The sequence below is a fragment of the Anaeromyxobacter dehalogenans 2CP-1 genome, assembly GCF_000022145.1.
GTDB lineage: Bacteria > Myxococcota > Myxococcia > Myxococcales > Anaeromyxobacteraceae > Anaeromyxobacter > Anaeromyxobacter dehalogenans.
The window spans coordinates 95,131-115,226 of the sequence record NC_011891.1; the positions used below are offsets into that span (position 1 = coordinate 95,131).

19 protein-coding genes are annotated in these 20,096 nt (G+C 74.8%); 12 read left to right on the forward strand and 7 right to left on the reverse strand.

The genetic code is table 11. From position 1 onward, the window contains the following. Positions 1 to 71 precede the first annotated feature (71 nt). The 6 genes from A2CP1_RS00425 (at position 72) to A2CP1_RS00450 (ending at position 5,923) form a co-directional block, all read left to right on the forward strand. Entirely contained in the window at positions 72 to 2,018 is a 1,947-nt protein-coding gene (locus tag A2CP1_RS00425; protein ID WP_012631533.1) for a YgiQ family radical SAM protein, read from the forward strand. Between the two features lie 60 nt (positions 2,019 to 2,078). Beyond that, entirely contained in the window at positions 2,079 to 2,684 is a 606-nt protein-coding gene (locus A2CP1_RS00430) for a DUF2059 domain-containing protein (RefSeq protein ID WP_012631534.1), read from the forward strand. 76 nt (positions 2,685 to 2,760) lie between these two features. Continuing rightward, entirely contained in the window at positions 2,761 to 3,519 is a 759-nt protein-coding gene (locus tag A2CP1_RS00435; protein WP_049771349.1) for an SGNH/GDSL hydrolase family protein, read from the forward strand. A gap of 34 nt (positions 3,520 to 3,553) precedes the next feature. Further along, entirely contained in the window at positions 3,554 to 4,927 is a 1,374-nt protein-coding gene (gene bioA / locus A2CP1_RS00440; protein WP_012631536.1) for an adenosylmethionine--8-amino-7-oxononanoate transaminase, read from the forward strand. Further along, the gene (gene bioD / locus A2CP1_RS00445) at positions 4,927 to 5,598 is read left to right on the forward strand and encodes a dethiobiotin synthase (protein WP_012631537.1); all 672 of its coding nucleotides are present in this window, start codon (positions 4,927 to 4,929) and stop codon (positions 5,596 to 5,598) included. The genes bioA and bioD overlap by 1 nt, the downstream gene beginning before the upstream one ends. Before the next feature lie 52 nt (positions 5,599 to 5,650). After that, positions 5,651 to 5,923 carry a hypothetical protein gene (locus A2CP1_RS00450; protein ID WP_011419132.1) on the forward strand — a complete coding sequence of 91 codons (273 nt, stop codon included), beginning with the start codon at positions 5,651 to 5,653 and terminating at the stop codon, positions 5,921 to 5,923. Positions 5,924 to 6,097: 174 nt separating this feature from the next. Here the strand turns inward: A2CP1_RS00450 and A2CP1_RS00455 are convergent, their stop codons facing one another. Genes A2CP1_RS00455 through A2CP1_RS00465 form a run of 3 tightly spaced genes read right to left on the reverse strand, consistent with a single transcriptional unit; the run spans position 6,098 to position 8,024 of the window. Next, complete coding sequence (locus tag A2CP1_RS00455) at positions 6,098 to 6,370, reverse strand: DUF1844 domain-containing protein (protein ID WP_012631538.1); 273 nt, start codon at positions 6,368 to 6,370, stop codon at positions 6,098 to 6,100. 21 nt (positions 6,371 to 6,391) lie between these two features. After that, positions 6,392 to 7,813 (reverse strand): trypsin-like peptidase domain-containing protein, encoded by a 1,422-nt coding sequence (locus A2CP1_RS00460; protein ID WP_245529934.1) that lies wholly within the window; start codon positions 7,811 to 7,813, stop codon positions 6,392 to 6,394. Next, on the reverse strand, positions 7,785 to 8,024 hold the full coding sequence (locus A2CP1_RS00465; RefSeq protein WP_012524159.1) for a hypothetical protein: 240 nt from the start codon (positions 8,022 to 8,024) through the stop codon (positions 7,785 to 7,787). Before A2CP1_RS00465 ends, A2CP1_RS00460 begins: the two co-directional genes overlap by 29 nt. Positions 8,025 to 8,106: 82 nt before the next feature. On the opposite strand from A2CP1_RS00465, the gene thiE reads away from it, so the two are divergent. The 4 genes from thiE (at position 8,107) to A2CP1_RS00485 (ending at position 11,797) form a co-directional block, all read left to right on the forward strand. Further along, positions 8,107 to 8,775 (forward strand): thiamine phosphate synthase, encoded by a 669-nt coding sequence (gene thiE / locus A2CP1_RS00470; RefSeq protein ID WP_012631540.1) that lies wholly within the window; start codon positions 8,107 to 8,109, stop codon positions 8,773 to 8,775. Then, positions 8,772 to 9,482 (forward strand): gamma-glutamyl-gamma-aminobutyrate hydrolase family protein, encoded by a 711-nt coding sequence (locus tag A2CP1_RS00475; RefSeq protein WP_012631541.1) that lies wholly within the window; start codon positions 8,772 to 8,774, stop codon positions 9,480 to 9,482. The genes thiE and A2CP1_RS00475 overlap by 4 nt, the downstream gene beginning before the upstream one ends. After that, positions 9,479 to 10,240, forward strand: a complete 762-nt coding sequence (locus tag A2CP1_RS00480; protein ID WP_012631542.1) for a hydroxymethylpyrimidine/phosphomethylpyrimidine kinase — start codon at positions 9,479 to 9,481, stop codon at positions 10,238 to 10,240. Before A2CP1_RS00475 ends, A2CP1_RS00480 begins: the two co-directional genes overlap by 4 nt. Before the next feature lie 834 nt (positions 10,241 to 11,074). Continuing rightward, entirely contained in the window at positions 11,075 to 11,797 is a 723-nt protein-coding gene (locus A2CP1_RS00485) for a hypothetical protein (RefSeq protein WP_012631543.1), read from the forward strand. Between the two features lie 21 nt (positions 11,798 to 11,818). Here the strand turns inward: A2CP1_RS00485 and dnaB are convergent, their stop codons facing one another. Then, positions 11,819 to 13,240 carry a replicative DNA helicase gene (gene dnaB, locus A2CP1_RS00490; protein WP_012631544.1) on the reverse strand — a complete coding sequence of 474 codons (1,422 nt, stop codon included), beginning with the start codon at positions 13,238 to 13,240 and terminating at the stop codon, positions 11,819 to 11,821. Between the two features lie 216 nt (positions 13,241 to 13,456). On the opposite strand from dnaB, the gene A2CP1_RS00495 reads away from it, so the two are divergent. Further along, positions 13,457 to 14,290 carry an LEA/WHy family protein gene (locus A2CP1_RS00495; RefSeq protein WP_012631545.1) on the forward strand — a complete coding sequence of 278 codons (834 nt, stop codon included), beginning with the start codon at positions 13,457 to 13,459 and terminating at the stop codon, positions 14,288 to 14,290. Positions 14,291 to 14,492: 202 nt separating this feature from the next. Here A2CP1_RS00495 and A2CP1_RS00500 read toward each other — a convergent pair whose 3' ends face one another. Together A2CP1_RS00500 and A2CP1_RS00505 are read right to left on the reverse strand one after the other, a co-directional pair. Continuing rightward, positions 14,493 to 15,167, reverse strand: a complete 675-nt coding sequence (locus A2CP1_RS00500) for an LrgB family protein (RefSeq protein ID WP_012631546.1) — start codon at positions 15,165 to 15,167, stop codon at positions 14,493 to 14,495. Then, positions 15,164 to 15,580: a CidA/LrgA family protein gene (locus tag A2CP1_RS00505; protein WP_012631547.1), complete on the reverse strand. Its 417-nt coding sequence runs from the start codon at positions 15,578 to 15,580 to the stop codon at positions 15,164 to 15,166. The genes A2CP1_RS00500 and A2CP1_RS00505 overlap by 4 nt, the downstream gene beginning before the upstream one ends. 82 nt (positions 15,581 to 15,662) lie before the next feature. Between A2CP1_RS00505 and A2CP1_RS00510 the strand changes: the two genes are divergently transcribed. After that, complete coding sequence (locus A2CP1_RS00510) at positions 15,663 to 16,598, forward strand: LysR family transcriptional regulator (protein ID WP_012631548.1); 936 nt, start codon at positions 15,663 to 15,665, stop codon at positions 16,596 to 16,598. On the opposite strand, the gene metH is transcribed toward A2CP1_RS00510, so the two are convergent. Beyond that, positions 16,559 to 20,011 carry a methionine synthase gene (metH, locus tag A2CP1_RS00515; RefSeq protein ID WP_012631549.1) on the reverse strand — a complete coding sequence of 1,151 codons (3,453 nt, stop codon included), beginning with the start codon at positions 20,009 to 20,011 and terminating at the stop codon, positions 16,559 to 16,561. The genes A2CP1_RS00510 and metH overlap by 40 nt on opposite strands. Positions 20,012 to 20,096: the final 85 nt, after the last annotated feature.

The window sequence follows — 20,096 nt, forward strand, 5'->3', positions numbered from 1 at the left end:
TCCGCTCCCCGTCCGCTCAAAGGCGAGGGCGGCTTGCTTTCCCGGGGCCCGGCGGCCATCTATGTGCGCCGATGGCCCGACTTCCCGTGCTCCAGGGCGACCGCGCCCGCCGCCCCGCGCCGCCCGGCCCGGAGGCCTTCCTGCCCATGTTCCCGGAGCACCTGCGGGCGCGGGGCTGGGCCGACCTGGACGTGCTCCTGGTGAGCGGCGACGCGTACGTCGATCACCCGAGCTTCGGCGCGGCGGTGATCGGGCGGGTGCTGGAGGCGGCTGGCTACAAGGTGGGCGTGGTGGCGCAGCCGGACTGGCGCTCGCCGGCCGAGCTCCTGCGGCTGGGGCGGCCGCGGCTGTTCGTCGGGATCACCTCGGGTGCGATGGACTCGATGGTGAACCACTACACCGCGCACAAGCGGCGGCGCTCCGAGGACGCGTACACGCCGGACGGCGCCGCCGGCAGGCGGCCGGACCGCGCCACCACCGTCTACGCGCGGCTGGCGCGCGCGGCGTTCGGGGCCACCACGCCCATCGTGCTGGGCGGCATCGAGGCGTCGCTCCGCCGGATCGCCCACTACGACTACTGGGACGACCGGGTCCTGCCCTCGGTGCTGGTGCCGTCCGGCGCCGACCTGCTCGTCTACGGCCAGGGCGAGAAGCCCATCCTGGAGATCGCGCGCCGGCTCGCCTCGGGCGAGGACATCTGCGGCCTCACCGACGTGCCCGGCACCGCGCTCGCCGTGCCCGACCTCGGCATGGCGATGCTGGACGGGCGCGATCGGAAGGTGCTGGAGCTGCCCGCCTACGAGGAGATCGTCCTCGACAAGCGGCGCTTCGCCGAGTTCAGCCGGCTCTACCACCTCGAGCACAACGAGGCGAACGCGCGCATCCTGGTGCAGCGCCACGGCCGCGGGCCGGCGCAGCGCCACGTGGTGGTGAACCCGCCCATGCGGCCGCCCTCGACCGAGGAGCTGGACCGGATCGCCGAGCTCCCCTACGTGCGCGAGGCGCACCCGGCCTACGGCGGCGCGCACATCCCGGCGCTCGAGCAGATCCGCTGGTCGGTCCAGATCCTGCGCGGCTGCGCGGCCGGCTGCGCCTTCTGCTGCATCACGGAGCACCAGGGGCGGGACATCGCCAGCCGCTCCGAGGCGAGCGTGCTGCGCGAGATCGCGACGCTCGCGAGCAAGGACAGCTTCCGCGGGACCATCACCGACGTGGGCGGCGCCACCGCCAACATGTGGCGGATGGAGTGCACCAGCGCGGCGGCGCACGCCGCCTGCCGGCGCGCGAGCTGCGTCTACCCGAGCGTCTGCCAGTTCTTCTCGGTGGACCACGGGCCGCTCGTGGACCTGTACGAGAAGGCGCGGAAGGTGCCCGGGGTGAAGCACGTGTTCGTGGGCTCCGGCGTCCGCTACGACCTCGCGCAGGCCGACGAGAAGAACGGCGCGCGCTACCTCGAGGCGCTCGTCGCGAACCACGTGTCCGGCCAGCTCAAGGTCGCGCCCGAGCACGTCTGCGAGCCGGTGCTGAAGGTGATGAAGAAGCCCGGGGTCGAGTCGTTCGAGCGCTTCCGCAAGGACTTCGAGCGGTACACGAGGAAGGCGGGCAAGGAGCAGTACCTCGTCCCGTACTTCATCTCCTCCCACCCGGGCGCCTCGCTGGAGGAGGCGGCGGATCTGATGGAGTACCTGCAGGCGAACCGCTGGAAGCCGCAGCAGGTGCAGGACTTCATGCCCACGCCCATGACGCTCGCCTCGGACATCTTCTGGTCGGGCTACCACCCGATGACGGGCAAGCCGGTGCACGTCACCCGGGACATGGAGGAGAAGCGCATGCAGAAGGCGCTCCTCCGCTGGGGCGATCCGGCGAACCGGCCGCTCATCGAGAAGGCGCTCCGGAAGATCGGCCGGCTGAGGCCGGGCGAGCGGCTCGGGCCGGGCATGCGCCCGGGCCGGCGCGGCGCGGGGCGGCCCGGGCCGGGCGCGCGCGGCGGGGCCGGGCCCGGCCGCGGACCGCGGTAGGGCAGCCAGGGCTCCCGAGCGGCGCCCTCACCCCGCGACCCGGATGTGGTAGGGTCCCGTATGCCCCAGATCCGCCTTTTCCCCGCCGCCGCCCTCCTGTCCCTCGCGCTCGCGCAGCCCGCGCGCGCCGCCGACCCGGCCCCGGCGCCGGCGAAGCCCGCCGCCCCGGCCGCCGCGCCCGCCCCCGCCGCGAAGCCGTCGCCCGCCGCAATGGACCTGGCGCGCACGCTCGCCACGCAGGAGACGTGGAAGCGCGGCATGGATGGGCTCACGCAGTCGCTGGTGGGCCAGTTCCGCGGCCACCCCGGCTCGGAGCTGAGCATGCCGAAGGACTTCCAGGCCAAGGCGCGCACCGAGGTCGAGGCGCTGCTCCCGTACGAGGACCTGGTGAACATCCACGCGCGCCAGCTCTCCGCCGCCTACAGCGAGCAGGAGCTGAAGGACCTGGTCGCGTTCTACAAGTCGCCGCTCGGGCAGAAGGCGCTGAAGGCCATGCCCGAGGTGCAGGAGAAGGTGGCGATGGAGACGCAGCAGCGGATCGAGCCGAAGCTGCCGCAGGTGATGCAGAAGCTCGCGAAGGACGTGAAGCCGCCCGCCGGCGGCGCGAAGGCGCCCGCGAGCCCGCACGGCGGCGCCGCGCCTGCGAAGCCGGCGCCCAAGAAGTAGCCGCGCAGCAGGTCCCGGGCGGGCGGCCGGGCGCTCACCCGCTCCCGCGCCCGCCCGTGGTGGTTAGCTTCACCGCGTGATCCCACCGACCCCTGGCCGCGCCGGGCGCCTCGTGCGCCCGGCGGTCGCGCTCGCCGTCGTCCTCCACGCGCTCGGCGCGAGCGCTGCGCGCGCCGCCGGCAATGCGCCGGCGCCGCTCGTCTACGTGGCGCTCGGCGACTCCACCGCCGCCGGGCAGGGCGGCGGTCCCGGCGGCGGCTACCCGCCACGCCTCGCCCGCCGGCTCGAGGCCGCCGGGCTCGGCGTGAAGCTCGTGAACCTCGGCGTCGCCGGCGCGACGGCCGGCGACCTGCGCCGCGATCAGCTCCCGCGGGCGCTCGAGGCGCGCCCCGGCCTCGTCACGGTGGGCATCGGGATCAACGACCTCGTGCAGGGACGACCGCTCCGCGAGTTCGCGCGCGACCTCGAGATCGTGGCCGACTTCCTGAAGCAGACGCGCGCGACGGTGGTGATCTCCAGCCTGCCGGACCTGGTCGATTCACCGTCCGCGAAGGGGGCGCCCGCGGCGCTGGCGCGCCGCCTCGACCAGTTCAACGCCGCCATCGAGCGGGTGGCCGAGCGGCACGGGTTCCTGGTGGCGGACGCGTTCGGCGAGACGCGCCGCGCGGTGAGGCGGCTCGGCGCCGCCGCGGTGTTCTCGGGCGACGGCTTCCACCCGTCGGCGGCCGGCTACGACGCCTGGGCCGACGCGCTCCGGCAGCCGGTGGAGCGGGCGCTCGGCGCGCGCCTGCAGGGCCGCCGCCCCCCCGCGCCGCCCGCGGCCGCCCGGCCGTGACGGCGCCGGGCCGGTGCGCTAGGGTCGCGGCCCTATGGACGACCGCGAACGCCGTGAGCGGCACCGCCGGCTGTGGGAGGCGGACCACCGGCACCTCTGGCACCCGTTCACGCAGATGAGGGACTGGCTCCGCGAGGAGCCGCTCATCGTCGACGCGGCCGAGGGCGTCCACCTCGTGGACACGCTCGGGAACCGCTACCTCGACGGCGTGTCGTCGCTCTGGTGCAACGTGCACGGCCACCGCGTCCCGGAGCTCGACGCCGCGGTGCGCGCCCAGCTCGAACGCGTGGCGCACTCGACGCTGCTCGGCCTCGCCTCCACCGCGTCGATCGAGTGCGCCGAGGAGCTGGTCCGCCACCTGCCGTCCGGCCTGACCCGGGTCTTCTTCTCCGACGCGGGCGCCACCGCGGTGGAGATCGCCATCAAGATGGCGTTCCAGCACCACCAGCTCCGCGGCGACGAGCGCCGCACCGAGTTCGTGGCGCTGCACGGCGGCTACCACGGCGACACCCTCGGCTCGGTCTCGGTGGGCGGCATCGACCTGTTCCACCGCATCTTCAAGCCGCTGCTGTTCGACGTGCACCACGCGCCGCAGCCCTACTGCTACCGCTGCCCGCTCGGGAAGGCGCTCCCCGGCTGCGGGATGGCCTGCGCGGACGAGGTGGAGCGCATCCTCGCGGCGCGCGAGGGCAGGGTGGCCGCGCTCGTGGTCGAGCCGCTCGTGCAGGGCGCGGACGGCATGATCACCCAGCCGCCCGGGTACCTGCGCCGCCTGCGCGAGCTCTGCGACCGCCACGGCGCGCTGCTGGTCTGCGACGAGGTCGCGACCGGCTGGGGCCGCACCGGGACCACGTTCGCGGTGGAGCAGGAGGGCGTCCTGCCGGACATCCTCACCATGGCGAAGGGGCTCACCGGCGGCTACCTGCCGCTCGCCGCCACCGTCACCACCGAGCAGGTCTTCGAGTCGTTCCTGGGCGAGCACGCCGAGAAGCGGACCTTCTTCCACGGCCACACCTACGCCGGGAACCCGCTCGCCTGCGCCGCCGCGACGGCCTCCATGACGCTGTTCCGCGAGCGCGGCGTGGGCGCGGCGGTGCCGGCGAAGGCGGCCGCGCTCGCCCGCGCGCTCGCGCCGGCGGCGCGGCTCCCGCACGTGGGCGAGGTCCGGCAGCGCGGGCTGATGGTGGGCATCGAGCTGGTGCGCGACCGGGCCACGAAGGAGGAGTACGCGTACGCGCTGCAGGCCGGGCACCGGGTGATCCTGGAGGCCCGCAAGCTCGGCGCGATCCTCCGGCCGCTCGGCAACGTGGTGGTGCTCATGCCGCCGCTCGCCATGACCGAGGCCGAGCTCACGCGGCTGGCCGGGATCACGCTCGCCGCCATCGAGGCGGCCACCGCGAGGCTCTAGTGCGCGGGCTGTTCGTCACCGGCACCGACACCGGCGTGGGCAAGACCGAGGTGGCGTGCGCGCTGGTGCGCGCCGCGCGCGCCGCCGGCCTGGACGCGGTGGGCATGAAGCCGGCGCAGTCCGGCCACGTGCCCGGCGAGCCGTCCGACGCGGAGCGGCTCCGCGAGGCGTCGGACCGCGTCGAGCCGCTCGAGGCGATCTGCCCGTACACGTTCGGTGCCCCGCTCGCGCCGGCCGCCGCGGCGCGGCTGGAGGGGCGCGAGGTCTCGCTGGCGCGGGTGGTGGAGGCGGCGCGCGCGCTCGCGGCGCGCCACGCCGCGGTGGTGGTGGAGGGGGCCGGCGGGCTGCTCGTGCCGCTCACCGCGCGCGAGACCCACGCCGACCTCGCCGCGGCGCTGGGCCTGCCGGTGCTGGTGGTGGCGCGCGCCGGGCTCGGGACGGTGAACCACACCGCGCTCACCGTCGAGGCGCTGGAGCGCCGCGGCCTCGCGGTGGCCGGGATCGTGCTCAACCGGACCGGGCCCGAGGACGATCCCTCGGTGCCGCTCAACGCCGCGGAGATCGCGCGCTTGACGTACCGTGAACCACTCGCGCTGCTGCCGTGGGAGCCCGATATCGCGCGGCGCGCGCGCTCTCTCGGATCCATCCTCGGCGCGAAGATCCAGTTTTGAGCGGTGGGAGCGAAAATTGGATCGATCGCGAGATCGATCCTAGATCGCTGACGTGCCGAACGTCGTCGACCTCACGCTCGTCTCGCGCGCCCGGCGCGCGCTCCACGCCGTGCTCGAGGAGCGCGGCCTCGGGTTCTTCCTCGCCGCGGGCTCGCGCACGCCGCGCCTCGATCCGCGCCGCATCGCCTGGGTGGTGGAGGTGGCGCGCCGCCAGGTGTCGCTCCGCGCCCGCCGCGATCCGGACGCGCTCTCGCGCACCCGCCGCGTGCTGCGCCGCGAGCTGATCCGCCGGCTCACCGAGGCGATGCTGCAGGCGGGGCTGTAGCGCTCCTTCGACTCCGGCGAGCGGCGGCGCGCCCACGCTCCGGGTGACCCTTCGACTCCGGCCGTGCCTGCGGCCCGCCTACGCTCAGGGTGAGCGGTGGTCGTTCAGAGGCGTCGGCTCCGGCCGCTCATCCCGAGCGTAGCGCCGCGTGAGCGGCGCGGAGTCGAGGGAGGGCTACCGCCCGCTCGACTTGCCCACGTAGCGCAGCCTGAGATCAGTGAGCAGGTTCTCGAGGAAGCGCGCCTCCTCGTCGGTCAGGTTGCCCTTCGTCTTCTCGGCCAGCATCGACAGGATGTCGATGGTCTGCTTCGCGAGCAGCAGGTTCGCCTCGGCGATCTCGCCGGTCTCCGGGTGCGGGGCGTCGCCGAGGTGGACGAACGCGGAGGAGCCGAGCGACAGCACGAACGTGTAGAAGTCGATGGGCGCGGGCTGCTTCTCGTCGGCCATGGTCGGGTCCTCCCGGACGATCTAGTCGAAGTCGAAGGCGATGCGGTCGGCGGCGTAGCCGCGCTGGACGAGCAGCACGAGCCGGCCGCCGCGGCGGGCGCGGGCGGCGGCGCGCTGGAACGCCGCCACCGAGGAGACCTCGGACGAGTTCACCTCGCGCACCAGGTCGCCCGGCTGCAACCCGGCCTCGGCGGCGGGCGAGCGGCCGGTCACGCTGCGCACCACCACCAGCGTGCCCCCGGAGACGCGCTCCTCGGAGACGCGCAGCCCCACGCGGCGCTGCACCAGCTCGGCGGCGCGCTGCGGGGTGAGCTCCACCGCGGTGACGGCCGCCTGGACGCGCGCGCCGCGGCGCGACAGGTCGAGCCGCGCGGCGCGGCCGATGGGGAGGTCGCGCAGGCGGAACAGGAGCTCCGCGGCGCTGCCGGGCGGGGTCCCGTCCACCGCCTCCACCACGTCGCCGGCGCGGACGCCGGCGCGCTCGCCGGGCGAGCCCGGGTCCACCCCGGTGACGCGCACGCCGCCGGACCCGCCGTCCACCGTGCCGTCCTTGCGAGGCAGGTCGTCCACCGAGACGCCCAGGTAACCCTCGCGCACCTCGCCGTGCGCGATCAGGTCCTCGGCGACGCGGCGCGCGCGGTCGATGGGGATCGCGAAGCCGATGCCGGCGCTGCGGTCGCCCAGGATGGCGGTGTTCACGCCCACCAGCCGCCCGTCGATGTCGAGCAGCGGCCCGCCGGAGTTGCCGGGGTTGATGGAGGCGTCGGTCTGGATGAAGTCGAACATCATCCGCTCGCCCGCCTTGAAGTTGCGGTGCACCGCCGAGACCACGCCGGTGGTGACCGTGTGCGCGAGGCCGAACGGGTTGCCGATGGCGATCACCGTCTCGCCGATGAGCAGGTCGTCGGAGCGGCCGGTGGTGACGTAGGGGAGCTTCTCGCGGGTGTCGAGCTTCAGCACCGCCAGGTCGGACGACGGGTCGGTGCCGACCACCTTCGCCATGAGCTCGCGGCCGTCGAGCAGGCCCACCCGGAAGCGGGCGCCGCGCTCCACCACGTGGTTGTTGGTGAGCACGTAGCCGTCGGGCGACACGATCACGCCCGAGCCGAGCGAGGTGGTCGCGTAGCCCTTGCGGTAGCGCGGCCGCTCGAACAGGTCGCCGAACAGCAGGTCGCCCATCGAGCCGCCGCGCGGCTGCGAGGGGACGCGGATGCGGACCAGCTCCTCTGCGGAGACGTTCACCACCGCGCCGCGCACCTTCTCCACCGCGATCACCACCGGCGTGCGGCGGTTCGCGGAGGGGCGCTCGTCGGCGCGCGGGAGCGCGGCGGGGGGCCGGGCCGCGGCGGGCGCCGGGAGCCCGGCGGCGAGCGCGGCGGCGAGCGCGAGGGCGCGCCCGGCGCCGCGAACGGCGCTACGGCTGCTGCTGCGGCGGGACCTCACCACCTCCGACGTCCTCCTCGGGCTCGTCGTCGTCGAGATCGTCCGGCTCCTCGACGCCGCTCATCGACGCCTCGATGGGCATCGCCTGATCGGCGAGATCCGGGAGCGCCTTCTGGAACTTCTCGTACTCCTTCTCGTCGACCTTGCCCTTGCGCAGGTAACGCTGCACCACGCGCTTGTCGACGAGCTTGTTCTCGAACGGGTCGGCCATGTCACTTCCTTGCTGTCTGGGCGGAGGCCGGAAAATAGGCCCCGCCTTGCGGCCCCGTCAAGCGCGTGTTAGCGCTGTCGCCATGCCGGTTTCCGAAGCCTCGGTGGGCGCCGGGCGGCGCGCGCGGCTCGGCGGGCTCTACGTCATCGTGGGGGGGGCGGATCCGGTGGCGCAGGCACATGCCGCGATCGGCGGAGGCGCCCGCGCCGTCCAGGTGCGGATGAAGGACGCGCCCGCCGGCGCGGTGCTCGAGGCCACCCGCCGCATCCTGGCGCTCGCCGCCGGCCGGGCGCTCGTGCTCGTGAACGACCGCGCCGACCTGGCGCTCCTCGCCGGCGCCGACGGCGTCCACCTCGGCGACGACGACCTGCCGGTGCCGGAGGCGCGGCGGCTGCTCGGCCCCGACCTGCTGGTGGGTCGCACCACCCGGACGCTGGAGGAGGCCCGGGCGGCGCTCGCCGAGGGAGCCGATCACGTGGGCTACGGGCCCATCTTCGCGTCCCGGTCGAAGGCGCTGCCGGTGCCGCCGCGCGGGCTGCAGGCGCTCGCCGAGGTGGCGCGCGCGCTCCCCGCGCCGGTGGTGGCGATCGGCGGCATCGGGCTCGACGACGTCGGCGCGGTGGCGCGGGCGGGCGCCGCCTGCGCGGCGGTGATCGAGGCGGTGGTGGGCGCGGCGGATCCGGAGGCCGCCGCGGCGCGCATGCAGGCCGCGTTCGAGGCCGGCCGCGCCGCGCGGGGGGCGAACCCGTGAGCCCGCGCCCGAGGATCGGGATCACGCTCGACGCCGACGCGTCGGGCCGCCGCTACGAGCTGCCGCGCGGCTACGTGGAGGCGGTGCTGGACGCGGGCGGCCTGCCCATCCTCCTGCCGCACGCGGTGGACGTGGCCGGCGCGTACCTGTCGCTGCTCGACGGCCTCGTGGTGAGCGGCGGCGACTTCGACCTGCCGCCCGAGCTGTACGGCGAGGCCCGGCGCCCGGGCTGCGGCCCCTCGCGCCCGGAGCGCACCCGCTTCGAGAAGGACCTGCTCGAGGCCGCGCTCGCCGCGCGCCTGCCGGTGCTGGGCGTGTGCGGCGGCATGCAGCTCCTCGACGTGGTGCGGGGCGGCACGCTCTGGCAGGACCTGCCGGGCGAGGCCGGCCTCCACGGCCACGAGCAGCCCGCGCCGAAGGACGTGCCCTCGCACGAGGTGACCATCGCGCCCGGCACGCAGCTGGCCGCGCTCGCCGGGGCGGGTCCGCTCATGGTGAACTCGACGCATCACCAGGCGGTGCGCGAGCCCGGGCCGGGCGTGCTCGTGTCGGCGCGCGCGCCGGACGGCGTGGTGGAGGCCATCGAGCTCCCCGACCTGCCGTTCGCGCTCGGCGTGCAGTGGCACCCCGAGGCGACGCGCGACGATCCGCGCCACGCCGCCATCTACCGGGGCCTGGTGGACGCGGCGCGGAGCCTGCGCCGGTGATCCCGCGGGTCCTGGTGGTGGCCGGCCTCGACCCGTCGGGCGGGGCGGGGCTGACCGCCGATCTCGAGGCGCTCGCCGCCGTCGGGGCGCGCGGCTGGGCGGTCGCGACCGCCCTCACCGCCCAGGGCCCCCGCGGCGCGCGCGGCGTCTCGCCCGCGAGCGAGGCGTTCCTGCGGCTCCAGATCGACGCGCTGCTGGAGGGGCGGGAGCGGCCGCACGCCGTGAAGACCGGCATGCTCGGGACCGCGGGCCTGGCCCGGGCGCTGGCGGCGCGGCTCGCGGAGCCGCCGATCGCGCGCGTGCCGCTGGTGGTCGATCCGGTGCTGCTCGCGTCCTCCGGCGCGCCGCTCCTCGACCCGGGGGGCGTCCCGCCCGGCGAGGCGCTCGCGCCGCTGCTCGGCCGGGCGCGGCTCGTCACGCCGAACCTGCCCGAGCTCGCTGCGCTCACCGGCGTCGAGGTCGCGGACGACGAGGCGGCGGTCCGGGCGGCGCGGATGCTCCCGGCGCGCGCGGTGCTGGTGAAGGGCGGGCACCGCGAGGGCGCGCCGGTGGACCTGCTGGTGGAGGGGCGGCGGCGCGTGACGCGGTTCACCGGGCGGCGGCGGGCGGGGACGGCGCGCGGCACCGGCTGCCGGCTGGCGTCGGCGATCGCCGGGCTGCTGGCGGGCGGCGCGTCGCTGGAGGAGGCGGTGCGCGGGGGGAAGCGGGTGGTGGAGCGGTATCTGGATGCTTGCGGTCGGGGGGCGGTCGGGCGTTGAGGGTGCGGGCGGGGGCGAACGGACGGTGAATGGGAGAGGTCGGGGCGGGGGGGGTGGGTTGGCGGGGCCTTGAGGGTGCGGGGGCGGTCGGGGCGGGACCGTGTGGCCGGAACCGGGGTTGGTGGGATCGGCTTGCGAGAGGCCGGAGGGTGGGGGCGCGTGGCGCGGGGGGCTCCGCTCGCGGTGATCGCGGCGAACGGGCGAGTGGGGCGTGGACGGGGGAACCAGTCAAGACATCGCTGACACGTGCGCGGAGCGTCGCCCGGGTCGCGACGTCGAAGCGCGGGCATGGCAGCGGAACGCATCTTCCTGCCGAAGCGCCCGACGATGTGGCCGGTGCGGTCCGTGCTGACCATGAGGCTATCGTCGTCGCCATGGACACGTTGCCATTCCGAGAGGGAACGAGCGACGCCAAGGAGCAGCGGCGGTTCGAGCCCCGGTGAGCTCCACCAGGAGTCCACGCGAGCGGAGCCCTCACCCTGCGCCCCGCGCTCCACCCTCGGGCCTCTCGCAAGCCGATCCCGCCGGCCCGGTTCCGGTCACGCGGCGCCGGGCCCCGACCGCCGCCGCACCCTCGTAGCCTGGAGGGTACCGAAACGTCCCTGACCGTAGTCGTCTCAGGACATCGCTGACACGGGTGGCTGCCCGACCGTCACGCGTGCCCCGGAGGCGCAGCGAGTCATGAGCCAGAAGCGTCGAACGGCGAGCTGGGCGCGGAAGCGAGCCGGGGCCGCCGAGTGGTGATAGGTGCCCAATCATCTCGCGCGAGCGGACGTTTGCGACCCACACGGACGGTGGATCGCGGCTTCACGTCGAGTTAATATCTGCCCAATCATGATGCGCGGCGCTCGCCAGCTCCGGTTCCGGCTCTCCCCTCCTCGCGCCCACGGCGGCCGCCGGGCGGGCGCGGGGCGGAAGCCCTCGGGCGCGCGGGCGGGGGTCTCGCACCAGGGGCGGCCTGCGGTCACCGGGTCCTCGCCGGTGCACGTCACGCTGCGTGTACTCCCGCACGTCTGGAACCTGCGGAGCCAGCGCGCGCTCCGCGTGATCGAGGGGGCGCTCGAGGCGGCGACGGCGGCTCGCAGCACCTTCCGCGTGGTCCACTTCTCGCTCCAGGTGAACCACCTCCACCTCCTCGCGGAGGCGGACGGGTCGCGGGCGCTCTCGTCGGGGATGCAGGGGCTGTGCATCCGGCTCGCGAAGGGGCTGAACCGCATGATGGGGCGGCGCGGCAAGGTCTTCGCGGACCGCTACCACGCGCGCGTGCTGGGCACGCCCACCGAGGTCCGCATCGCGCTCGCCTACGTGCTGCTCAACCACCGGAGCCACCTCGCGCGGATGGGAAAGCCGGTCGGGCACGGGGGCGTGGACCGGTTCTCCTCCGGCGGCTGGTTCGACGGGTGGCGCGGGGGCGAGGCCGGGGTGGCTGCGGCGGTTGCGGCGCGGGAAGGGGCACGGCGGCCCACGGCGGCGCCGCGCACCTGGCTGCTCTCCACGGGCTGGAGATGCCGGGGGCTGCTCTCGCTCGACGAGGTCCCGCGGGCGGTCGGGGGATGACGGGCGGGTGCGCCGACGGGCCTACTGCTGGGGCCGGCGGTCCATCTCGGCGAAGTAGGTGGTGCTCTTGAAGAACACCAGGTCGATGGTGCAGGTGGGGCCCTGGCGCTGCTTCGCCACGATGAGCTGCACGGGGAGCGTGTCGCCGGCGGCGGTGCCCTGCTGGACGTCCTTGTTGTCCTCCTCCGCGCGGTGCAGGAACATCACGATGTCGGCGTCCTGCTCGATGGCGCCGGACTCGCGGAGGTCGGAGAGCATGGGGGGCTCGCCCTTGCGCTTCTCCACGCTGCGGTTCAGCTGCGAGAGCGCCACGATGGGGCACTCGAGCTCCTTCGCCAGCGACTTGAGCGAGCGGCTGATGGTGGCGATCTCCTGCTCGCGCGACTGGTTGGAGCGATCGCTGGGCGCGTGCATGAGCTGCAGGTAGTCGATCATCACCAGGTCGAGCCCGCCGTTCTCGCGCTTCAGCTTGCGGCACTTCGAGCGCAGCTCGACGGGGGTGAGCACGAAGTTGTCGTCGAGCCACAGGCTGGCGGCGCCGATGCGGTCGGCCTGGGTGGCGAGCTTGTCCCAGTCGTGCCGGGAGAGCTGGCCCTGCGAGAGCTTGCGCCAGTCGAGCTTGCCCTCGGACGCGAGCATGCGGAGCGCGAGCTGGTCGGCGGGCATCTCCAGCGAGAAGAACGCCACCTTGCGCTGCGCCTTGGTGGCGGCGTGGGTGGCGATGTTGAGCGCGAAGGCGGTCTTGCCGACCGACGGGCGGGCGGCGAGGACGGTGAGCGTGCCGGGCTGCAGCCCGAGCGTGTTCCGGTCGAGCGTCTGGATGCCGGTGGGCACGCCGGTGATGGGCGACAGGCCGGCCTGCACCCGCTTCTGCACCGCCTCGAGGTTCTCGAGCGCGCGCAGCACCGGCTCGGAGATCTTCTTCAGCGTGTCGACGCTGGTGCCCTGCGCCGCGCCGAACACCTCCTGCTGGGCGGCGTCCAGGAAGTGCTGGACGTTCGCGCCCGCCTCGTAGCCGCGCTCCACCAGCCGCTGCGCGGTGAGCATCATCACGCGAAGCCGGGCCAGGTCCTGCACGGTGCGCGCGTAGTGGCCCACGTTCGACGCGGTGCCGATGGCGCGCGCCAGCGTGAGCGGGAGCTCGTGCGGGACCGCCGAGCCGAGCAGCCCCTTCGCGTCGAGCCGCTGCTGGATCAGGATGGGGTCGAGCGTCTTCGACTCGCGGGCCAGCTCCTCGCACGCGCCGTACACGTGCTGGTGGGCGAGCAGGTAGAAGTCGCCGGCCCGGAGCAGCGCCGCCACCTGGTCGAAGGCGGTCTCCTCCACCAGGATCGCGCCCAGCACCGCCTGCTCGGCCTCGAGGCTGTGGGGGAGATCGCGCGCGGAGCGCAGGGGGGAGACGCCGGCTTCGGCGACGCGGCGGGCAGGATCCGATTCGGCCATCGAGCGGCGCAGCCTACCAGCCGACTGTGACCCGATCATTGTCGATGTGCGGTGGATAACCGCCGAAAACGCATGGAAAGACGCGGTGGAAAGGCTGTGGACGGCGTGTGGATGGGCTGTGGACGGCTCGCCCGGGCCCGGCGGTGTGCCCTGGGCGGGTGGGGTGGGAGGTGGGTCCGGTACGCCCGCGTCCCGCGGTCGCGGTACAACCACCGGATGCGATCCCTCCGGCTCCTCGCCCTCACCTCGATCGTGGCGCTCTCGGGCTGCGCCGCCCTCAACCAGCTCGCCGCCTCGGCGTTCGAGAAGCCGAAGCTCACCTTCCGCTCCGCCACGCTGCAGTCGCTCGACCTCGAGGGCGCCACGCTGGGCTTCCAGTTCGACCTCGAGAACCCGAACGGCTTCGGCCTCACGCTGGCGCGCCTCGGCTACGGCGTCGAGGTGGAGGGGACGCGCATCGCCGCCGGTGACATGCCGGGCGGCCTCAAGATCCCGGCGGCCGGGAAGGCGCCGGTCACGTTCCCGGTGCGGGTGCGCTTCAAGGACGTGCCGGGCATCGTGTCGCTGCTCGGCCGCCAGCAGGAGTCCATCCGCTACAAGCTGGGCGGCACGGTCGGGGTCTCCACGCCGGTGGGCGTGGTGGACCTGCCCATCTCCCACGAGGACAGCCTGAAGCTGCCGCGCCTCCCCGGCTTCACGCTGGAGGGGCTGTCGGTCCGCTCGGTGTCGCTCTCCGACCTCGCGCTCGACGTGAAGCTGCGGGTGAAGAACCCGAACGCGTTCGCGATCCCCTCCGGCACGCTCGACTCGGCGGTCTCGCTGGCCGGCAGCCAGGTCGGGCGCATCGACGGGCGCGCCCTGGCCGCGGTGCCCGCGCAGGGGAGCACGGTCCTCACCATCCCGCTCAAGGTGGACCTGGTCCGCGCCGGCCGGGCCGCCAGCGAGCTGATGCGTGGCGCGCCGGTGGACGTGGGGATGCACGGCACGGCCGACCTGGGAGGCCTGCCGCTGCCGCTCGACCTGGGCGGGCGCGTCCCCGTCGCGAAGTGAACGAAAGGAGACGCCCGGCGGGGAGACCGTCCGCCGGGCGCCTCGAGGCCGGCGTGGGAGGGGAGGAGCCGGCCTCCCTCCACCCTGATGCCCGACGGGCGTGCCAGCAAGCCCCCGCCCGAACGTTCCGCGCGTGGGGGTGCGGTGCCCCGCCGTGGAGTCGGTCGCCGCGAGGGCGGGCCGCGACCACCGCGGGGCGCGGCTAGAGCGCCAGCCGGAGGAGCGGCGTCGCGACCAGCACGCCCAGGCCGGCGACGATCATCACCACCCCGGCGACGGCGCCCTCGACGCGCCCCAGCTCCATCGCCTGCGCGGTGCCGGCGGCGTGCGCGCCCATGCCGAACAGCGCGCCGCGCGCCACCGGGCTCCGGAGCGGCAGCCAGCGCACCAGGAGCTGCCCCACCACCAGGCCGACCACCGCGGTGAGGATCACGAACACCGCCGCCAGCGCCGGCACGCCGCCCAGGTCGCCCGCCACCTGCATCGCGAACGGCGTGGTGATGGAGCGCGGCGCGAGGCTGAGCGCGAGCGGGCGGGCGAGGCCCAGCGCGCGGGCGAGCAGGAACGAGCTCCCGACCGCCACCGCGCAGCCGGCCAGGATCCCGGCGCAGAGCTCGGCGGCGTGCCGGCGCAGGAGGCCCGCGTGCCGGTGGAGCGGCAGCGCGAACGCCACCGTGGCCGGGCCGAGGAGGTCCACCAGGAGCCGCCCGCCCTGCATGTAGCCCGGGTACGGCACGCGCGCGGCGAGCAGGAGCGCCGCGAGCGCGCCCGGCACGACCAGCAGCGGCGTGAGCCACGGCCGCGGGAAGCGACGGTGCAGCGCGCGGGCGGCCGCGTACAGCGCGGCGGTGACGGCGATCCAGGCGGCGGCGATCACGGCGCCTCCTCGCGGCGGCGCGCCAGCCACTCCACCGTGGCCCCGGTCACCGCCATCACGAGCACCGTGCTCACCGCCACCACCGCGAGCGCGCGGGCCCCCTCGCCGCCGAGCAGCTCCGGGTACTGGATGGCGCCGACCGCGGCCGGGATGAAGAAGAGCAGCATGTGGCGGAACAGCCACGCGGCCCCCCGCTCCAGCCACTCCGCCCGCACCACGCCGAGCCGGAGCGCGGCGAGGAGCAGCAGCATCCCCACCACGCCGCCGGGGAGCGGGAGGCGCAGCGCGCGGGCGGCGAGCGCGCCCGCGCCCCAGAACGCGCCCAGCGCGAGGAGCTGGAGCGGGAGCGCCAGCAGCGCGGCGGTGCGGGGCGGCGGGGCGGCGGGGGAGGCTGCGGGGACGGCGCGAGGCATCGGCGGAACCTAGGCGGCGCCCTGCCATGATGGAAGTGAATCTTTGGACTAGGATGCATTCCGGACAGGCATGGAGGCGCGGATGGATCTGCGCGGGCTGGGCGCGTTCGTCGAGGTGGTGCGGCAGGGCGGCTTCACCCGGGCGGCGGCCGCGCTGCACGTGACGCAGCCGGCGGTGAGCAAGGCGGTGCGGGCGCTGGAGGACGAGATCGGCGTGCCGCTGCTCGAGCGCGGCGCGCGCCGGACCGTGCCCACCGACGCGGGGCGGGCGGTGCTGGGGCGGGCCGAGGGTGTGCTCGCGGCGGTGCGGGCCATCGAGGACGAGGTGGCCGACCTGGGCGCGCTGCGCCGCGGCCGCGCCCGCGTCGGCCTGCCGCCCATGGTGAGCGGCGCGTTCTTCCCCCCGGTGCTGGCCGCCTACCGCCAGCGCTACCCGGGCATCCAGCTCGAGCTGCGCGAGGAGGGGGCGCGCGAGGTGGAGGCGCTGGTGGCGTCCGGCGCGCTCGACGTCGGCGTGACGGTGCTCCCGACCGACGAGGCGCGCTTCGAGGCGCTCCCGTTCGTCCACGACGTGCTCGCGGCGGTGCTCCATCCGGCGAGCCCGCTCGCGCGGCGTCCGCGGCTCGCGCTGGCCGACCTCGCCGGCACGCCGTTCCTGCTCTACCGGGCCGACTTCGCGCTGCGCGGCCGCATCCTCGATGCCTGCCGCGCGGCCGGGTTCTTGCCGCAGGTGGCGAGCGAGACCGGGCAGTGGGACTTCATGGCGGCCATGGCCGCGGCGGACGTGGGGGTGGCGCTGCTCCCCCGCACCATCTGCCGGCGGCTCGACCCGGCGCAGGTGGCGGTGGTGCCGCTCGCCGCGCCGGCCATCGGCTGGAACCTGGGCCTCGTCTGGCGGCGCGAGGGGACGCTCTCCGCCGCCGCCCGCGCGTTCGTCGAGACCGCGCGCGAGGTGCTGCTCCCGCGGCGGGCGGCGGGCTACCCGGCCGCGCGCTCCAGGCCGCGCACCAGGAAGTAGATGGCGTCCGGGTGGTGGAGCACGATGGCGCTGGTCGACTGCTCCGGCACCATCTGGCAGGCGTCGGTGAGCGAGACGCCGATGGTGCGGACCGGGTCGAGGAGCTTCCAGACCTGCCGCTGGTCCGAGAGCTCCGGCCACGACGGGTAGCCGGGCGAGTACCGCTTCCCCTGGCCGTCGGCGAGCCCGAGCTCCCCGCGGACCTGGCGGTGCCAGTACTCGGCGAGCGCCTCGGCGGTCTCCACCGCCAGGCCGTGCAGGAACAGCGCGCGGGTGTAGTCGCCGCGCTCCTGCGCCTGCTCGGCCAGGTGCGTCGCCTGGTCGCCGACCGTGACCACCTGCAGCGCGCACACGTCGGCGCCGCGCTCCTCGCGGAAGTAGTCGGCGAGGCAGAGGTTGCGGTCGTCGGGCTGGCGCGGGAACTGGAGGCGCGCCACCTCGGCCTTGCGGTGCGCGGGGTCGAGCACCACGAGGTCGTTCCCCTCGGCGTGGCACGGGAAGTAGCCGTAGACCACCTTCGGCACCAGCCACCCCTGCGCCTGCGCCTCGGCCTTCAGCTCCTCGAGCTTCGGGCCGAACTCCTCGCGGATGAGCCGCTCGTACTCGGCCCCCTTCGCCTTCACGCCCCACTGCAGCTTGAACAGCTCGGCGAGGTCGAGGTGCGGCCACACGTCGGCGAGCGCGATGCTGCCGGACGGCACCACCCGCGGGCCCCAGAACGGCGGCGCCGGCACGCGCGCGGCGGGCGCGACCGAGCCGGTGCGCCGCGCCGGCGCCTGCGCCACCGGCTCGGCGGCGGGCCGGGACTTCTCCGCGACGGCCTTCTGCAGCACCTCGCGCCGGAGCGCCTCGCGGCGGGCCGGGTCCACCAGCGCCTCCACCACCTCCAGCCCCTCGAACGCGTCCTTCGCGTAGAACACGCCGCCCGCGTACGGGGTGCCGTCCTGCGCGAAGTGCGTGCGGTAGCCGAAGCGGCGGTTGATGGCGGCGCCGCCGATGATCACCGGGAACGAGAGGTTGCGGCGGTGCAGCTCCTCCACGCAGAACGGCATCTGCTTGGAGGTGGAGACGAGCAGCGCGGAGAGGCCGATCGCGTCGGCGTTCACCTGCAGCGCCTTGTCGAGCACGGTGGCGACCGGCACCTGCTTGCCGAGGTCGTGCACGGTGAAGCCGTTGTTGGAGAGGATGGTCTTCACCAGGTTCTTGCCGATGTCGTGGACGTCGCCGTAGACGGTGGCGAGGACCACGTTCCCCTTGGTGGCGCCGGCCTTCTTCTCCAGGAACTGCTCCAGGTGGGCGACCGCCTTCTTCATCACCTCGGCGGACTGGAGCACGAACGGCAGGATCAGCTCGCCCGCGCCGAACCGGTCGCCCACGTCCTTCATGGCGGGCAGGAGCACCTGGTTCAGCACGTCCACCGCGGAGCGGCGGGTCAGCGCCTCGTCGATGAGCGCCTCGATGCCCTCCGGCCGGCGGTGCAGGATCTGGAGGTGGATACGCTCCTCGGCGCTCTTCCCGCCGGCGCCGGCGAGCGGGTCCACCGCGGCCTTCTCCGGCGCGCCCTTCGCGCCGAAGTGGGCGATGAGCCGCGCCAGCGCGTCGGGCCGGCGGTCGAACACCAGGTCCTCCGCGAGCGCCCGCTCCGCCGCGTCGATGGCGGGGTAGGGGAGGATGTCCTTCGGGTTGACGATGGCGAGGTCGAGGCCGGCCTGCACCGCGTGGTACAGGAAGACCGAGTTCACCACCTCGCGCGCGCTCTTCGCCAGGCCGAAGGAGACGTTGGAGACGCCGAGGGTGGTGAGCACGCCCGGGTTCTCCGCCTTGATGCGGCGGATGCCCTCCAGCGTCTCGACCGCGCTCCGGCGGTACTCCTCGCCGCCGGTGGCGAGCGTGAAGGTGAGCGCGTCGAACACCAGGCTGTCCGGCGGGATGCCGTGGTCCTTCGCCACCGCCACGATGCGCCGGGCCACCTCGGCCTTGCGCTCGGCGGTCTGCGCCATGCCCTTCTCGTCGATGGTCATCGCGACCACCGCCGCGCCGTAGCGGCGCACCAGCGGCAGCACCCGGCGCACCCGCTCCCCGGACTTCTCCAGGTTCACCGAGTTCACGATGCAGCGGCCCGGGTAGACCTTGAGCGCGCCCTCGATCACGTCCGGCTCGGTGGAGTCGATCATGAGCGGCGCGTCCACCGACTGCGCCAGCAGCTTCGCGAGCGTGCGCATCTGCGCCGCCTCGTCGTCGCGCTCGTTCAGCGCCACGCACACGTCGAGCACGTGCGCGCCCGCCTCCACCTGCCCGCGCGCGATCTGCACCAGGCCGGCGTAGTCGTCGGCGAGCAGCAGCTCCTTCACCTTGCGCGAGCCCTGGCTGTTCAGCCGCTCGCCCACCACCAGCGGCCGCGGCTCCATGGCGAGCGGGACCGCCTTCATGGCGGAGGAGAGCTCGGCTGCGGGCGCGGGGCGGCGGCGGCGCGGCGCGGGCCGGGCGCGCAGCGCCTCGACCACCTTGCGCAGGTGCTCGGGCGTGGTGCCGCAGCAGCCGCCCACGATGTCCACGCCGTACTCGGCCACGAAGCCGACGAGCGCGCGGGCGAGGTCGTCGGGCGAGAGCTTGTAGACCGCCCGCCCGTCCACGTTCTCGGGCATGCCGGCGTTCGGCAGCACCGAGACGAAGTGCGAGCACTTCTCGGCGAGCGCCTTCACCGAGGCGCGCATCTCGTCCGGCCCGGTGGAGCAGTTGAGGCCGACCGCGTCCACCGGCAGCCGCTCCAGCGTGGCGACCGCGCTGCCGATGTCGGTGCCGAGCAGCATGCGGCCGTTCGCGTCGATGAGCGTGGGCTGGGCGATGACGAACACGTCGCGCAGCGCCTCGCGCCGGACCGCGTCGCAGGCCAGCACCGCGGCGCGGAGCTCCAGCATGTCCTGCTGCGTCTCGATGATGAGGGCGTCCACCCCGCCCTCCACCAGCCCCTTCGCCTGCTCGAAGAAGATCCGCTCCAGCGCGTCGGAGGTGATGTTCCCGAGCGCCGGGTCGGAGGACGACGGCAGCATGCCGGTCGGGCCGATCGAGCCGGCCACGAAGCGCGGGTGGTCCGGAGTCGAGTAGCGGTCGGCGGCGCGGCGGGCCAGGATGGCCGCCCGGCAGTTCACCTCGTAGGTGCGGTGGCCGAGCCCGTACTCGTCGAGCTTCAGCCGCGAGGAGCCGAACGTGTTCGTCTCCACCACGTCGCAGCCCACCGCGAAGTAGCGCGCGTGGATCTCCTCGATGAGGTCGGGGCGGGTCAGCGTGAGCAGGTCGTTCGCGCCCTCCTTCCCGCCGAACTCCGCGGCGGTGAGCTGGTGGCGCTGGATCTGGGTGCCCATGGCGCCGTCGAACACGAGCGGGCGGCGTTCGAGGGCTTCGCGGAAGTTCACGGGGTCGTCCGTTCGGAGAGGGCGGGGCGGAGGGCTGGAGGCGCGTCCGCAAAGTTAGAGAGATAACACCCTGGCCCCGCGCGAT